Source organism: Candidatus Aeolococcus gillhamiae, assembly GCF_016464765.1.
GTDB classification, from domain to species: domain Bacteria; phylum Chloroflexota; class Dormibacteria; order Aeolococcales; family Aeolococcaceae; genus Aeolococcus; species Aeolococcus gillhamiae.
The window spans coordinates 47334-63443 of sequence record NZ_JAEKNS010000134.1; the positions used below are offsets into that span (position 1 = coordinate 47334).

Below are 16110 nucleotides of genomic sequence, written 5' to 3' on the forward strand. Positions count from 1 at the left end.
GCGCAGCGCCCGGGGACCAGCCTGACCTCCATGGAAGGGAGGAGACTCTTCATTGAGCGCGGCATCCTCGCTTCTCGCGCGGCTTCTCGCGCGTGCCCGCGACGTCGGCGGCCGGCAGGCGGACGCCTTCCTTACCTGGGCCCGTCAGCACCGCGCGCTCTGGCCCGCGGCGGCCATCGTGCTGGTGACGGTGGTCGGGTACAGCCTGACGCTGGGCAGCATGTTCGACTACCTGCGCCTGGAGACGCCGCTGGCCTACCTGCCGCTGCTGCCCTTCTTCGCCCTCGGCATCGCGCTGTTCACCGCGCATCGCTACCGCAACGTCAGCGCGGGGATTCGGGATCGCCAGATCGACTTCCTCATCGGCATTCCGATGATTGTCTTCGCTCTGTTGCTGATCACCATCGTGCCGGCGCTGGCCTCCACCTACTACTGGAGCAACCGGCCGGACGTCCTCTCGATGGCGCTGTTCGCGGGTGGGCTGATCACCATCTTCTACGGGATCAACTGGTTCTGGCGGCTCAAGAGTGCGCTCGTCTTCCTGGTGCTGATGTGGCCGGCGCTCTACCTCAACATCATGCCGGGGCTGATGCAGTCCTTCACGGACGCCACCAACAGCGCGCTGGGCAAGGTGGTGCACCTGCTCCCGCTGGGCGTCTCGCTGACGGGATCACCGGGGATCCTCTCGGTCCACCAGGCGAGCGGCGCGCCGCTGACCGTCAGCGTGGGAACCGCGTGTTCGGGCGCGGACTCGGTTCTCGGGTTCCTGCTCATCGGCGCGGCAATTCTCACCGCCGTCGGCGGCGGCGGCATTCGCAAGTTCCTCTGGATGGTGTTCGGCCTGGCGCTCACGTTCGCGGTCAATGTCTTCCGGTTGACGTCCATCCTGGCCCTGGCGTCGGCAGGCCACCCCGATCTCGCGCTCGGCGGCTACCACGCGGTGATCGGACTGATCCTGTTCACGCTGGTGATCGCGGCGATGATGCGGCTGCTGCCGATCTTCGGACTCCACCCACGACCCGACGTTGTGCAGACAGGCAGATCGCGGCAGTTGACCGCGATCGCTCCGCGTCGCCCCACACTCCGCCGGCGCCGGGCCACCATCGGCATCATGGCGGCGCTGGCCGTCCTCGTCGGGCTCGCCAACCAGGGTTTGGCGCCCTACGCCGCCTTCCAGGACGGCACTGGCTCGCCGAGCGTGGTGCCGTTTTCGATCGGATCGGCACCGGGGGGGATGCAGGTCAGCTTCTACCAGGAATACCCGTGGGCCAAGCAGTACTTTGGCGCGAACTCGACCTTCACCCGCTACTACTTGAGCGGGATCCCGACACCGCCCAAACCGGCGACGGCGACGGCGAAGACGACAAGCCTGGTGCAGTCGAACCTCGTCTACGCGGACGTGGTCCGCACGGACGACAAGGGTTCGCTGGACGCGTACAACCTGCAGAATTGCTTCCTCTTTCACAACTACAGCATCTCCACCTCGCAGCGGATCGACATCGGCAGCGGCGTCACCGCGTTGCTGCTCAACTACCAGGCCCCCGGCAACCCGCCGCAGCGCTGGGCCAGCGTGTCATGGGCATGGCCCGTCGACTACAAGGGACAGACCTACTACGAGCGCGTCACGCTGACGTCGAGCCTGACCACCGGGGGCGCCGACGCCGACGTCTCGCCAAGCGGCGGCTTCCAGGGGATGCTGGTCAGCTTCCTGAACCTGCTCAACGGTAGTCACGACGATCCCAAGCTCGACGCGAAGTACAAGAGTGCCGACGCGCTGCTTCGCGCCGACGCGGCGGCACTCGTCAGCCACGCGGTCAAGCACCGGGTCTGACGATGACCACCCGGCCGGACGGGGCTCCGAGCCTCTGGGCACGACTGGCGGCCGGTGTCGCGTGCGCTGCCGCAGTCGGGCTGGCGCTGACGCCTCTCATCCCACACGACACTGCCGGGCAGAGCGCGCCCGGAACCTCGTCTTCGGCACCCGTTGGTTCCCCGGCTTCCAACAGCGCCACGCTCTGTCCGACGCCGTCGATCTCGACAGTGACCACCGAGACCACCCCCGGGTCGGGCGTGTACACCGCGCCACCCGCGGGCCCCAAGGGTGTGTGGGTCCAGGTGACCGGCACCAACCTCGTGAGCCCGGTGTGCCAGCGGTCCGTGTACGTGGGCACCGTGCAGCAGCCGGGTGACCAGAACACGCCCGGCCCGGTGACGCCACCCAGCCCGGCTGCTTCGCCGACACCGACGACATCGCCGTCGCGGGCGTCGTCACCGACCCCATCACCCACCGCGCCTCCTCCCGACACGGAGACCCTGTACTTTTCGTCTAACGGCGACAGCGGCCCGGTCTCGGTTCACTTCGCCGACCCGAGACACAGCAGCGCCCCGGTGCTGAGCAACAACAATTTCACCTTCCTGTCCCCACCGGTGATCACGGGAATGTCGACGCAGACCCCGTCGGAGAGTGCGTACATCGCGCTCGCTGGAACCGGCTTCACGATGGGCGGCCTCAACCCCATGACCGGGGTGACGTACTACCAGGGTCCCGCGTCCTCCGAGGTCGGCTGCGACGCCGTGGCCGCCGTCTTCAGCGACGACGCGCACATGACGCTCAATGCGCCGACCACGTACTGCAACGGCGACGTCGTGGTCACCTTTGAGACGCAGCTGGACACGCGCTACCCGATCTCGAGCAGCAACATGAACATCATCGAGGCCGCGACGCCGCAGCCGATCCAGGTGCGCGGTGTGGTGTCATCCATCCTTCCGAAACAACCCAGCCCGGGTGCGACCATGTACGTCATCGGCTCCGGGTTCGGCGCCACCTCGGGAACGGCCACACTGAACGGGTCCTCTCTCCAGGTGATCTCCTGGAACGACCGCGTGGTATCGCTGGTGGTTGCTAAGGATGCGACCAGCGGCTCGGTCGTCCTCACCCGCTACGACGGCACCACGGTCCCCATTGGCGGCGTGACGTTGGTCCCACCGGCGCTTGCCTTCCCCGGCGGGTCGTCGGCGGCGGCAGCTGCTGCGGCGGCCGCGTCGGCGGCCGCCAAGAAGCCGATCATCTTCGGCCTGCCGGTGCCGCCGAGTAGGCCGCTGTCAGGTGGCGAGACCGTGACGGGCCAGCTCAACCCCGCTCCGTCGCTGTCGCCGTTCGTCAACAACATCAACTACACCACGACACCAGTCGGATTCGCGCCATTTGCAGTACTGGCCGCCATCGTTCTCATTGCCGCCTTCATCCTGGGCTTCGTTCAAGCCGGGCTCTTCGTGCTCTTTGCGCGGCGGAGCCGTCGAATCGCAGCAGCGGCACGGGCTGCGGCTGAGAACGCGCTGGTCGAGCGTCGTCGCGGACGCGAGCTGCGGCTGGGGCGGCACGTACGCAACGTCGAGGTCATCGGACGGGCGGCGCCAATCGGACACCTTCTCTTGCGCGCCGGTGCCATCGACCGCCATGCGTTGCGCGAGGCTCTCCACCAGCACCGCACCGAAGGACGTCCCCTCGGTGAGGTGTTGGTTGCACGCGGGGCGGCCAGCGAGAAGGCGGTCTGGGGCACGCTCGGCGATCAGTGGGGCATCTCACTGGGCGACCTGGAGAACCATTGGGTGGACGTCACGCTCGCGCAGCGGCTCCCGGCGGTCGACGCCATCCGATACCGCGTGCTTCTGGTGCGAGGCATCGGAGAGACCGTCGTGGTGGCCATGGCTGACCCGTTCGACACGCGGGCACGCCTTCACGTGGAGCGCGTCGTGGGGCTCCGTGTGGTCCCGATTCTTGCCACGCCCAGCGCCATCCGTCGGCGACAGGAGCAGGTGTACTCCGCAGCCCTCCTCGACGAAAGTGTCGAGTCACTCCAACGAGCACACCCCGAGGCATCGGCGCATCTCCTCCTGACGCGGCGTCAGCGAATCACTGCGGTCATGGGGGGCGTGCTGGCCATCAGTCTTGCAGTGGTGTTCGGGGGCCCGTTCTTCATCGCTGTCGCGGGATTCGTCGTTGGACTCTACGCCGTCGTCGTTGTATTCCGAGCGTATGTGATTGTTCGCGGCTCCAAGTTCCTTGGCGTCGTGGACATCACGGCCGCAGACCTCGCCGCCCTTACAGACCTGCCCATCTACACAATCCTGTGCCCCCTCTACCGGGAGGCCGGCGTCTTGCCGCAGCTTGTCGAAGCCTGCGCGGCGCTCGACTACCCCGCGTCTCTCCTCGACATCAAGCTCTTGCTCGAGGCCGATGACATTGAAACACTCAACCTAGTACTCGACTACCCGTTGCCCGGCAACTTCGACGTCATCGTGGTGCCAGCGGAGGGCCCACGGACAAAGCCAAAGGCTTGCAATTACGGCCTGCAGTTTGCTCGTGGCGAATACGTGGTGATCTTCGACGCCGAGGACATCCCGGAGCCCGACCAGCTGAAGAAGGCGATCGCGACGTTCAGGCGGTCAGGCCCAAGTGTAGGTTGCGTGCAGGCGAAGCTCAACTTTTACAACCCACGCCAGAACGCCCTCACGTCTTGGTTTGCGCTTGAGTACACGGCCTGGTTCGACTTCTTCCTCCCAGGCTTGGTCGACCTCGGCCTTCCGGTGCCATTGGGCGGGAGCAGCAACCACTTCCCCACGGCACTGTTGCGCCACCTCAATGCCTGGGATCCGAACAACGTCACCGAGGACGCGGACCTTGGGATTCGCCTGCATCGCGCCGGCTACCGCACCGTGATCATGTCGTCAACCACGCTCGAGGAGGCCAATAGCGACTTCGTCAACTGGGTGAAGCAGCGCTCGCGGTGGGGAAAGGGCTACGCCGTCAGCTGGCTGGTACAGATGCGTCACCCAGTGACCCTCTACCGCCTGGTGGGGTGGAAGAGCTTCATCTCTGTCCACCTGACTCTCGGAGGAACCTTCGGAGTTTCGGTGCTCAACCTGGCGGTCTGGCTGCTCACCCTCCTCTGGGCTCTGGCTCAGTTCAACTTCATCGCCTACCTGTTCCCCTCGGCCATCTACTACGTAGGGATGCTTGAGCTTCTGGTCGGCAACTTCTTCTTCCTGTACATGGGCGTCTGGTCTTGCCAGCACCGCAAGTCATGGGAGCTGACCCGAGTTGCGCTGTTGGCGCCGGCCTACTGGCTGATGATGTCCCTGGCCATGCTGAAGGCCGGGCTCCAACTGGTGACCAAACCCACGTACTGGGAGAAGACCGTACACGGCCTCTTCGACAACGGGTCGGTTGTGCAGGACGTTGCTCTGGTTGGCACTAGCGCCCCGACAAACACGTCGGCCCCTGTACTCGCTGACGAAGCCGCAACTTCGAGTCGAGCGAAGCAATGATATTCAACGGCGCAGTCCGAGACGTGATGTGCGGCAGGGTCCTCGCCGCTGCCGTCTCGCGCACTGCGCCACCCGGGGCCCGGACCGGCGGCGTCGTGCCGCCGGTCCCGCCATCCCACCCGGCGAGACGGTGCACGGCGTGAGCAGTCTCACAGTCGCGCTTCCCAGGGCCTTGCGGCGGGGTGACCGGTCAAGGGTCGCTGCGCGGCGCGTCCCTCGACGCTGGCCCATCGAGAGCACCTTCCTGTTCCTGGTGTCCTTCATCGTGTACATGGCTGTGGCTGACTACCTCGTCATCCACCTTCACTACACGAACGCGGACGCTTACACAAGGGTGGCGGATGCCACGTATGTGCTGTACAGCCGCGACCCGCACCTGGGTGCCATCGGGTTCATCTGGCCACCCCTGCCTGGTTTGCTCAACATCCCGATCCTGGCACTTCAGCATTGGTTTCCCTTTCTGATCAACCACGCATTCGCCGGCAGCGTGCAAGCGGCCCTGTTCGGCGCAGGCAGCGTTGTGCTCATCAACCTGGGGCTGCGGCGGGCAGGCGTGATCCTGCCAGTTCGCTGGCTCGTGCTCGCGGTGTGGATCGCTAATCCCATGACGGCGCTCTACTCGGCCCAGGGCATGAGTGAGGCTCCGTTTGTATTCTTCGTGATCGCGTCACTACTCTCGTTCATTCGTTGGACCGATTCGCGCAAGCCTGGCGAACTGGCGGCCCTCGGAGTGCTGGTCGGCCTCGGCACCCTGGTGCGCGTTGAGATGATTCCCATGGCGATTGCCGTCGGGGCTGGTGTGTTCGTTTGCTCGCTGGCCAAGAAGACGAGCTGGCGTCAGCTGGAGACCCAGATGCTGCTGTACGCCCTTCCCGCGGTCTTCCTCTTCGCGCTATGGATCGGCTCGACCTGGGTCATCGAGCGCGACCCACTGTACATCTTCCACTCGAGCTACTCGCAGCAGGCTGCAGCCACCGGCGGCTTCGGGGCTAGCGCGGTTGGCAACTTCACTCAATGGCACAACGTCGTGTCCTACATAGGCCTGCAATATCTGCAGCTGTTCCCGGCCGTTGTCGTGCTCGTAGCGGCGGTCGCTGTGCGCACGCTGGTCGCCAGAGATCGTCGTCCTGGTCTGGTTCTGCTCGGGTTGGCGCTCCCCGTGCCGCTCGTCGACATGTACCTACTTCACTCAGGGAACTTGCCTCTAATCCTGCGCTATCAGATCTACGTGATCCCTTACACAATGGTGCTCGGAATCTTCCTGCTCAAAGAATTCGGACGCGTGAGCCCGAGAGTCGTATCGGTCGCTGCTCTACTGCTCGTTGCAGTGGTCGGCATCTCTAATATGTCCTCCTTCCAGCTGATGTCTGACGTTCAACGTGCACCCGAGGAATCGGTGGCGATTCTCGCGGCGGAGAACAACGTGTCAGCGGGCGCGGTCAACAACCAGATGGACCCGTACGACTCGGCGATCGCGGTGGCTCAGTCGGTCGCCCTGGCCGACAAGGACCACGGCCTCATTGCGATGGACACGTTTCGTGGGTCCGCCGTGTATATGACCGCACCGGACCGAAGCACGTATGTGGTGACCAGTGATGAGGACTTCGAGGCTGTCGTGAATCAGCCGCAGGTGTACCACGTGGAGTACTTTCTCGTCCCCAAGCCCGAGGGCGAGAGCACGCTCGACCATATCAATCAGCTATACCCGACTCTCTGGGCGAACGGTGACAATTTCGCAACCAAGGTGGCGGAGATTGGCGGGCAGCTGCATTGGCGGCTGTACCGGATCACCGGCGTCACCGGACGAGCCTAACGTTTGAGTGCGTTCGCCGCGCAAGGCACGTCCGCGTCGGACCCGTGGCTGACGGTTGTCATCCCGACATACAACGGAGGGCGTTACCTGCGCAGCACCTTGGCCAGCATCGAGCGCGAAAGGCCGGTCGGCATCGAGATCATCGCTGTAGACGATGGTTCCTCTGACGCAACCATGGACATTCTGACCTCGAGTGCCCGAACGTTGCCCATCCGACTGGTGCGTGGTCCGGGTCGGGCAGGCTGGGTTGGGGCCACCAATATCGGCGCACGCGAGGCTCGCGGCACCTGGCTCTGCATGCTTCACCAGGATGACCTGTGGTTGCCAGGGCGGCTGCGATCACTGCAACACACGAGCAGCCACAACCCGCACGCCGGTCTCCTCGTCGGCGAGTCGGAATTCCTTGATGAGTCGGGACGAAGGATCGGGCGATGGCGGCTACCGTGGCACGGGACGCCACCACAACCGACTGAGATGGCACGGCGTCTCTATGTGCAGAACTGGCTTGCCCTCCCGTCATGTGCCGTAAAAACGAACCTGTTGAAGGCGTTGAACTACCTTGACGAAGACCTCTGGTATACCGCCGACTGGGACCTATGGCTCCGGCTGGTCCGCGACGCGCCCATAGCGATCGCTCACGGTGTGCTCTCGGGTTTCCGGATCCATGGCTCTTCCCAGACGGTCGAACGCAGCGCCGACATAGGCGCGTTCGAGAGTCAGATGCGCACTGTGCAGGAGCGCCACCGCTGGGCTGCTGATGGGCGAAGCGATGTGCTCGCAGCGGGCGAGATGTCAACGCTGACCAATGTCGCCCTCGCGTCGCTTCTTCACCGCGGACGGTTCCCCGCATCCGCGTTGGCACGCCAGGCCCTGCGGCTGCGCGGCGGAGGGTGGCGAAGGTTCGCTCGCGATTCGCGGATCGTGGATCGAGCGGGTCCCCGCATCCGCCTTGCCGTCCGATCTCGCTCCGCTGCCGCGTGGCCGATCAGCACGACCACGTGAGGGTGGGACCATTCGTCCGGCAGCGTTTGGGGCGGTTCGAAGAGCCCGCAGCCGAGGCATATCGCCGTCCCTTCATCGATCTCGACGACCTCGCCCGGACGCTGGCACGACTCGACCGTGTGTGCACGGTGCTTGAGGTGGGCGCTGGGGAGGGAGCCATGGCAACGCGAGTCGTGCGCGCCTTCCCGCAGGCGAGGTACCTTGGCATCGATATCATTCGGCGGCCGGGCCGCCTGTTCCGCGGCGACGAGGAGCGGGCCCAGTTCTGCGCAATGGACCTCGAGGATCTGCCGCCAGATCAACTCTTCGACCTTGTCCTGTTGGTGGATGTTCTCCATCACGTGGCGCCCCCGCTGCGCGAGAAGGTGCTGGCCGGCGCGCGACGCCATGTGAGGTCCGGGGGTCACCTCGCGATCAAGGAGTGGGAGAGAACTCGATCGCTCGGCCAGATGGCCTGGTTCATCGTCGACCGCTACATCGGAGGGGACCCGAACGTGCGGGCGTTCGCTCCTGGCGAACTCATGGCCACGGTGGCCAGGGTGTGCCCTGGTGACCAGGTGACAATCGAGGCCCGGGTCCCACCACGCCGGAACAACCTTCTTCTGGTGATCGCCTGTGGAGGCCCAACAGCGACGGATCCGGGGCATATCGAACGTTAAGAGATGACATGAGGACCATCTCCCGATCGCGCTCGCGTGGCCGTCGGTGGGCCGCGGCCGTCACTGCCGGCGCCGCGTTGCCGCTGATGTTGGCGTGCTGGAGCGTGAGTGCCTCCGTCACCGTGAACGACGGTGGAAACGTGGGGCCGGCCGTCCCAAGCCTGGTGCCGATCGCTTCCAACCTGGCAACACCCAGCCTGTGCCCCACCACGCCGCCACTCCCGACGCCAACCCCGGTCCCCGGTTTGGTGCCCGCCTGCCCGACGGCCGTGCCGGCAACCGCGCTCCCCACGCTGCCAACTTCGCCCGGCACCCCTCCGACGGCGCTCCCGACGGCCCCTCCCACGACGCCTCCCACGGCTCTCCCAACGGCGTCGCCAACCGGGTCACCGACTCCATCACCAACCTTGCCTCCGAATCCCGGTCCCACCCCACCTCCAGTCGCGTCTGGCCCGGGAACACCCGGCCAGGGGACGGCGGGCGGCGCCCTCGCCGGTGACGGGTCCGGGGGAGGCACAACCGGCGGCCCTGCTCCCGCCAGCGGTGGCGCCGGCAGCACTGCCGGCCCAGGCTCCGCGATCGGCGGCGGCTCTGCGGCCCCTGGAGCCGGCGCGTCTGCGACCAACTCCGGTCCTCCGTCGATGTTCGGCAGCGCTGTCGGCCTCCTATTGGCACCGTCCTCGGTCGGAGTGGAGCATCCCGCGCTACGCCATTTCGTCCTGCAGGCGGCCGTCACCGCCTCCGTGACCCCGGCTCCTTCGCACACGATCTTCGGTTTCATCCCCAACCCGCTTGCCGGCGTCAAGCTGCCCAGTGAGTTGCTCCTCTCGATCCTGGTTCCGTCACTACTGCTGACCGTGGGGCTGATGGTGGTGCGGCGAGGCGTGACCCGTCGCATGAAGCGCTGGGTGGAGGTCGTCGCTCTTCCATTCGGCGCGGCGGCTGCGCTCAGCCTCGTGATGCTCGTTCCCAACCTCGCTCCCTCCGCCACGACCGACCTCACCGCGGGTCCGGACGCGGTGAGCACCCCGGCACCGGCCGTCGCACCCGTGGTGGCCAAGGCTTCTTCGGAGGGGCCCCCCGCCTGGCAGCAGCTCCTCGGCGTCGAAAGCACCGTCACCCAACTCCAGGCGCGGCTTCAGAGCTCCAGCACGACCCTGGCGAGTCAGAACGACCCTGGCCTGCACCCGGCACGCTCGACCGGTTCCGCGGAGCAGACGGTGGCAGTCCAGCTCGACAACGCCCTCCAGGCTGAGTACTCGTTCTACCTGAGCGCCGTCCAGCATCCCGACCAGCAGAACGCTCTGCTCGCGGGCACGCAGAAAGTGTCGTCCAATATCCGCGACGTCGTCATCTACGACCTCCAGGCTGTGGAGACCCAGGTCGCGCAGGAGGCGGCGATCCAGGCCGCGCAGCAGTCGGCTCTCGCCGGCACGGGACCCGTGCCCACCACGTTGCTCGCGCCCGAGGTGGGGGCGATCACGCAGGCATTCGGCGCCAGCGACTTCGCGATGGAGCCGCCGTTCACGTTCGGTGGCGTCACGTACCCGCACTTCCATACCGGCGTGGACATCGCGGCTCCGCTGGACACGCCGGTGGCGGCTGCCGCCGACGGGGTCGTGGTCATCGCCGGCGCCAGCACTGACCTCGAGCGCAACCTGGTCGGCTACGGCAACTACGTCGTCATCGCCCACGGCGGCAAGATGGTCACGCTGTACGGACACCTCGACAAACTGCTTGTCCATGCCGGTCAGCCGGTGCACGCTGGTGACGTGATCGCTCTCGAGGGCTCGACGGGCAACTCCACCGGACCGCACCTGCACTTCGAGGTCCGCGTCGCCGGCCTGCTCGCCGACCCGATGCGCTACCTCGGGACCCAGATCAACAAGCAGTGATCGCGGACTGATGGCGGCCGACGCGCGGCGGCGCACCGCGGCCTCGCGTGCAACTCGTCTGATCGTGGCCGCGGGCGTGGGTGCGACGCTATTCGCCGCTCCAGCTGCGGCCAGTGCGGCCACACCCAGTCACGCGTCCGTCTTCGGATCCGGGCCGGTGGTGTTGGCCCGTGCCTCGGAGCCCGTGGTCATCAATGGGAGGGACATCCCGAGCTGGAGCCGGTTGGCGGCGACGGGGGTGACCGCTCCGTTCCCGTCGGGGGTCACCAACGCGGATGGCGGCGACAACGTGCGCTCGGCGCACAACGGGATCCTCACCGTTCCGCCCGATCCCCGCACCGGTGTCAATCCGGACCAGATTGCCGCCTATCGATTCGACGGCAGCTCGTGGACCGAGATCCCGGTGCAGGTCGACCAGATGTACCTGTACCACCTCGCCAACGGACACTCCTCATTCAGTGTGTACTCCGGCACCGACCAGGAGCTGGCCTACGCCTGGAACCCGACAGCGCACGCGGTGGGGGAGGAGGCGTGGAAGAAGGTGTTCGGCGGCATCAGCGGCATCACCAACGCCGCGTACACCGATCCCAACCCGTGCACCGCGCGCTACCAGCTGCCCGGCGCTGCCGGCCAGATCGAGCTGGCCCGCGCCATCGCCAACGGCGTGGTCTCCCCACCGAAGTCGCCCGGCATTCCGCCTGACGACTACACCCAGGCCATGCAGGATCCGGTCAACGCGGCCGTCGGGACGCCGCAGCTGAACGACGACGACCAGATCGCGATGATGGCCGGCGATGCCGGCGTGCAGGCGCCGGGTGGAACGTCGCAGCCGACCGGCACGGTGGCCAACAACGGCCAGGAGGTCAGCATCCTCGACCCGACGTCGAGCTCGGATGGCAGTGCCCAGCGCAGCTACATCTACCTGTTCCTTCAGCCTGGCGGCTCGCACTTCACCTCGTCGAACGGCTACGTGCAGATGACCCGCGGCGCCAACGCCGACCAGTGGATCGATCGCTACTCGTTCTCACCCGCGAGCACGGAGAAGCTCGGCGTCAGCAACACCAGCTATGGGGCGAACCTCTCGGGCCAGGTCTGCGTGACCGCCGCTGACAACGACGCCAACCCGAAGATCACCACGGCCAACGGGCAACCGCGCGCTTCCATCGATCGACAACCCAGCGACGCCATGACCCTGACCACGCCGACCTACACCGTGGATGCAAGTGGGCGGTGGATGGTTCGCAAGCTGCGGGTGGTGAACCCGGGAACCAGCACGTACGGACCGAACCTGATCTCGCGGTGGAAGGGGCGCGCTTTCCAGTCGAGCCCAAACTCCTCTGTCTCGTTGGTCGGATTCGAGGACGAGCAGGTCAACTGGGAACTCAACTCCGCCTTGCTCGGGTGGCGGGTCGGACCGGTGCGTGCCATCCGCGAGGTGTGGGGTGCGGACTCGGGCACGAACGTCACCAAGGTCGAGATCTACTACCGCGACTCGTACACGTTCCAGTACCACGTCCGCGTCCATCCGATCCCCACGGATGGCCTGTACACGTCGTGGGATTTCAACTACGGGCAGGTGTCGACGTACTACAACCAGCTGCACGCGGCCGGTGTGCCGATCGACGGGACCAACACGCACAGTGTCGGCGAGGTCGATTCACTCCCAGTGACCCACCAGCCGGCGTTCGTCAACAGCTGTGACCCGACGTTCGACCTCTGCTCCGCGCTCAACAACCCCGAGGAGATTGCCGGGGCCCACGGCAGCCTCGTCTACGTGGCCGCGCCGCTGTCGAGCCAGAACAACTACCTGCCCGACCAGGCTCTGCTCCCGCAGTTCTCCACGCTGGTCAACCCCGAGGTCGTTCCCTATTACCGCGACGATGCCTGCTTCGACGATGGCACAGGTGATGGGCCCGTCCCACGACCGTACCCAGGCAACGCCTCGACCGACGCCAACGTGCAGAACGGGTACGTCGCCTACTGGAAGGCCCACGGCGCGCCGTCGTCGATCCAGTACAGCGATTTGAAGTGCCAGCCGCCGACGGCGACATCGCCGGCCTACCAGCAGCCGAGTGCCATCACCTACCAGACGCTGCCCTTCCAGGGGGCGATCGGCGAGATGGGGCTGCACTTCTTCTTCACCGCCGACAGCGACAACGCGTTCGGCCCGGTGCCCATCGACGAGATCGACGCCGAGCAGCAGGTGTATCCGGTGCCCTCGTCGGCGCCCGCCAACCTCATCTCGGCAACCGACTCGGCTGCGGGACATGACTACGGGCTCAACGTGGTGGCCCCCCTGCAAACGGTGGTGACGCCCTTCGGAGCCCTCCCCGCCGCCGCGCCCGAGGTGCCGGTTGCGGCCCTGCTGCCGGTGATCGCCGGCTTGATCGCCGTGCCCGTGCTCCGCCGCCGCTGGCGGCGTCGAGGAGCCTGACGCCGGGAGGACTGCCAGTTGGTGGGAGCTGGTTCAGTCCTTGGAGCGACGACGGCGGCTTCGGGTCACGGCCGATACCACGGTGCCGGAGACGATCAGCACGGCGGCGGTGAGCCAGGGGATGTCCGCGCCGGTGAACGGTGTCGTCTGACTGATTCCGCTCACGTTCTGTCCGGCCGGGTCGGTACCACCACCTGAACATGAGCTGGTGGCGGCGGACGCGACCACGGTGCTGAGCAGCGCGCCGGCGAGCACAGCGATCGTCAGCGTCGACACAACCGTGGCGGACAGTCCGCCGCGGCGGCGCCAGTAGGCGAGAAAGCCCAACGCGCCCAGAGCCGCGACGACAAGCAACACCGGCCCAGCCGGCGACTCGGGCACGATCGTTCCCGGACAGTCGTTTGCGGTGGCCGCGAGGGAGCGCAGCGGGTGGGCCACCAAAGCGATGACGACCGCGCCCGCGGCGATGCCGATGCGAGCTCTCATCGGGGCGCGTAGCTGGGACCTGCCGACGGTGCGAGGGCAGGGCGCGCCGAATCAGAGGTGATCGACATCACCGACTGTTGACCGCCCTTCCCAAAAGCTACCTCGGACTACCACAAGTGCCACTGCTGTTAAGAACGTGCCTGGCGCCCCAATCCTACGGTGCCCGACGCCCTGTGATGGGCGAAATCCCCTCCCCAGCCGCTGGTTAGTCCGAGGGATGGGCCTCGCCGGCGGCCGCCGCGGAGCGAATGGCGCGGATCACCGCCTCTGGTGGCGCGTCCTTGGTGAGGTAGCTGACCGCGCCCGCCGCCAGGGCCTGGGTGATCTTCTCCCGCTCCGAATACGAGGTGAGCATCACCACGCGGGCGTGGGAGTCCATCTCGACGAGCTTCTCCGTGGCCTCGATGCCGTCCATCCCGGGCATGGAGATGTCCATGAGCACGATGTCCGGCTTGACCGCGTAGGCCAGGGCGACGGCGGCGGCGCCATCCTCCGCGGACCCGACCACCTCAATGCCTTCCACGCCGTTGAGGATGTCGGCAAGTCCCTTGCGCATCAGAGGATGGTCGTCGGCGATGAGAACGCGGATCATCGGTCCGCGGGCTTGTAGCATGGCAGGGTCAGCATAAGTGAGGTCCCGTGGCCCGGCTCGCTGGTCAGCGACAGGCGGCCGCTCGAGGCCTCCACGGCGTTGTTGAGGAGATGGAGGCCGACGTGCCCCTCCTCACGGCGCCGGGAGCGATCCGCCGCGGAGAACCCGCGCCCGTTGTCGTCGACCTGGAGGGTCACGGTGCCGTCGACGTAGCGCAGCTTGGCGATCACCTTTGTGGCCTGGCTGTGATTGACCACGTTGCGGATCGCCTCCTGGGCAACGCGGAACACCAATGAGGTCTTGTCAGCCGGCAGGTGGGTCGCCGTGCTGGCCTCCAGCTCCACCTCGATCCCGCGAGCTGGGAGGGGCTCGAGCAGCTTGCGCAGGGCACCGTCCACGCCGGTTTCGCCCAGGTCCGGGGGCGCGATCTCGATCATCAGGGTGCGCAGGTCGGTGACCGACGAACGGAGCGTATCGGCGGCCTCGAGGAGCTGCGGATCTGCCGTCTTGCCGGAACCGCGCGCGGCCAGTGAGAAGGCGAGGCCGGCCAGCGTCTGCACCACGCCGTCGTGGAGGTCGCTGGCGATGCGTTTGCGTTCAGCATCGCTGGCTTCGATGGCCCGCTGGAGCAATGCTTCGCGTTCTTTTGCGTGCTCGGTTCGTTCCTGCTGTTGCGCTCTGATTCGGTGCGCTAGCATCACTAGAAAGCCTTGGAGAAGGACGATCGGAAGGAGGGTGGTTGTGAACCCGACTGTTCCTGCGACCCCGTACAGCAGCACCGCACCGTAGGCAGCCCAGCCGTAGCCGAGGTTGTAGAGGAGCACCGACGACATCGTGCCCCTGAAAACGGCCCAGCCCTTGATCTTCCCGCGGGAGGCGAGGCCGATGACCACCGAGAGGAGTCCGTTGTTGATCGTGCACTCAACGACAGCGGCGACCGTCGCGGAACACGCGCCCCACAACACGCCTTGGTGCAAACGCACCAGTGTCGAAAACACGATCCATGCGCTCAGGTCGGTGAGGAAATAGTTTGACGCGTTGAACGTCGCGCGAAACCAGCCAGGTTTCATCCTGATGACGTTTGCTGCCGCTTGCGTCAGAGAGGCGGCGAGCGCGCCGAGCGGGCCGAATGTGAAGGTTAGGGCAAGGTGAACGAACACGCTCGCAGTCCACGCTCCGTCGACTCCTTCGGCCACACGAACGCTGCAGTAGGCGGTCGCGAAGACGACGGCGGCTCCAATAGCCAGCGTCGAGGCATCGCTGACTGGCCTGAGCGTGATCGGTAGCAGGACGAGCGATATTGCCAGTAGAGAGGCGACGAACCCGTAGAGCGGCAGGGTGTAGTCGACAGGAGCCGGCCGGTTCTCCTGGGGCAGAAGACCGTGCAGTCGGCGGACGACGGTCAGAACCCCTACGTCTCCCATGGGGCCATCGTCATGTTGCCGGGCCCCAAAATGACGGTCTGCGACACGATCGCCACACGGGTGTACGGTCGCTGCGCCAAGGCCGGATCTCCGCTTAGGAATGGCGGGGTCTGCAAAGAGTCGTAAAAATTTCCGCGCCAAACGGGCAGAGCAAACCAATCGCGCCCATCTGACGAGCGCTTTGGCGCACAGTCGCCCCAGGTGCTGAGCGAGGGCTCAGCTGACGGAGGGAAACAGATGGCGACCTGGGATACCCAGTGCCAGCACTGGAGCTGGATCTAGTTCCGACCACTGTGGTCGTCGTTCAAGGTAGCCCGTTCTTGTAACGGACCCTTGGACAAAGGTGTGACGCACCGGTCACGGTGACCGTCACACAGGAGGACGCTCCTCTGCCAACCTAGCCGGCGTGGCGATGGAAGTAGAGCCGGGCGCTCCGATTGAGGGGGTTTGGTCGCCGGCCCGCAGCGGGCCGGCGAC

At 66.2% G+C, this 16110-nt stretch carries 12 protein-coding genes; 8 read left to right on the forward strand and 4 right to left on the reverse strand.

Features of this window, described 5'->3' with window-relative positions; genetic code table 11:
• Positions 1 to 52: 52 nt before the first annotated feature.
• Complete coding sequence (locus JF886_RS13525) at positions 53 to 1831, forward strand: exosortase/archaeosortase family protein (RefSeq protein ID WP_337313321.1); 1779 nt, start codon at positions 53 to 55, stop codon at positions 1829 to 1831.
• Here the strand turns inward: JF886_RS13525 and JF886_RS13530 are convergent.
• Positions 1815 to 2288, reverse strand: coding sequence for a hypothetical protein (locus tag JF886_RS13530; RefSeq protein WP_337313323.1), 474 nt, complete (start codon positions 2286 to 2288; stop codon positions 1815 to 1817). The genes JF886_RS13525 and JF886_RS13530 overlap by 17 nt on opposite strands.
• 100 nt (positions 2289 to 2388) lie before the next feature.
• Here JF886_RS13530 and JF886_RS13535 point away from each other — a divergent pair, with 100 nt between their 5' ends.
• From JF886_RS13535 to JF886_RS13565, 7 genes are all read left to right on the forward strand, one after another.
• The gene (locus JF886_RS13535) at positions 2389 to 5328 is read left to right on the forward strand and encodes a glycosyltransferase family 2 protein (protein ID WP_337313325.1); all 2940 of its coding nucleotides are present in this window, start codon (positions 2389 to 2391) and stop codon (positions 5326 to 5328) included.
• Positions 5329 to 5581: 253 nt separating this feature from the next.
• Positions 5582 to 7141, forward strand: coding sequence for an ArnT family glycosyltransferase (locus tag JF886_RS13540; RefSeq protein ID WP_337313327.1), 1560 nt, complete (start codon positions 5582 to 5584; stop codon positions 7139 to 7141).
• Between the two features lie 3 nt (positions 7142 to 7144).
• Positions 7145 to 8143 carry a glycosyltransferase gene (locus JF886_RS13545; RefSeq protein WP_337313329.1) on the forward strand — a complete coding sequence of 333 codons (999 nt, stop codon included), beginning with the start codon at positions 7145 to 7147 and terminating at the stop codon, positions 8141 to 8143.
• Between the two features lie 2 nt (positions 8144 to 8145).
• Complete coding sequence (locus JF886_RS13550) at positions 8146 to 8802, forward strand: class I SAM-dependent methyltransferase (protein ID WP_337313331.1); 657 nt, start codon at positions 8146 to 8148, stop codon at positions 8800 to 8802.
• A gap of 199 nt (positions 8803 to 9001) precedes the next feature.
• Positions 9002 to 9301, forward strand: a complete 300-nt coding sequence (locus JF886_RS13555; RefSeq protein WP_337313333.1) for a hypothetical protein — start codon at positions 9002 to 9004, stop codon at positions 9299 to 9301.
• 142 nt (positions 9302 to 9443) lie between these two features.
• Positions 9444 to 10697 carry a M23 family metallopeptidase gene (locus JF886_RS13560; protein ID WP_337313335.1) on the forward strand — a complete coding sequence of 418 codons (1254 nt, stop codon included), beginning with the start codon at positions 9444 to 9446 and terminating at the stop codon, positions 10695 to 10697.
• A 10-nt stretch (positions 10698 to 10707) separates the two neighbouring features.
• Positions 10708 to 13131: a hypothetical protein gene (locus tag JF886_RS13565; RefSeq protein ID WP_337313337.1), complete on the forward strand. Its 2424-nt coding sequence runs from the start codon at positions 10708 to 10710 to the stop codon at positions 13129 to 13131.
• Between the two features lie 33 nt (positions 13132 to 13164).
• Here the strand turns inward: JF886_RS13565 and JF886_RS13570 are convergent, their stop codons facing one another.
• The 3 genes from JF886_RS13570 to JF886_RS13580 form a co-directional block, all read right to left on the reverse strand.
• Positions 13165 to 13617 carry a hypothetical protein gene (locus tag JF886_RS13570; protein WP_337313340.1) on the reverse strand — a complete coding sequence of 151 codons (453 nt, stop codon included), beginning with the start codon at positions 13615 to 13617 and terminating at the stop codon, positions 13165 to 13167.
• Between the two features lie 205 nt (positions 13618 to 13822).
• Positions 13823 to 14209, reverse strand: a complete 387-nt coding sequence (locus tag JF886_RS13575) for a response regulator (protein WP_337313342.1) — start codon at positions 14207 to 14209, stop codon at positions 13823 to 13825.
• Positions 14206 to 15633 (reverse strand): sensor histidine kinase, encoded by a 1428-nt coding sequence (locus JF886_RS13580; RefSeq protein ID WP_337313345.1) that lies wholly within the window; start codon positions 15631 to 15633, stop codon positions 14206 to 14208. Before JF886_RS13580 ends, JF886_RS13575 begins: the two co-directional genes overlap by 4 nt.
• Positions 15634 to 16110 lie beyond the last annotated feature (477 nt).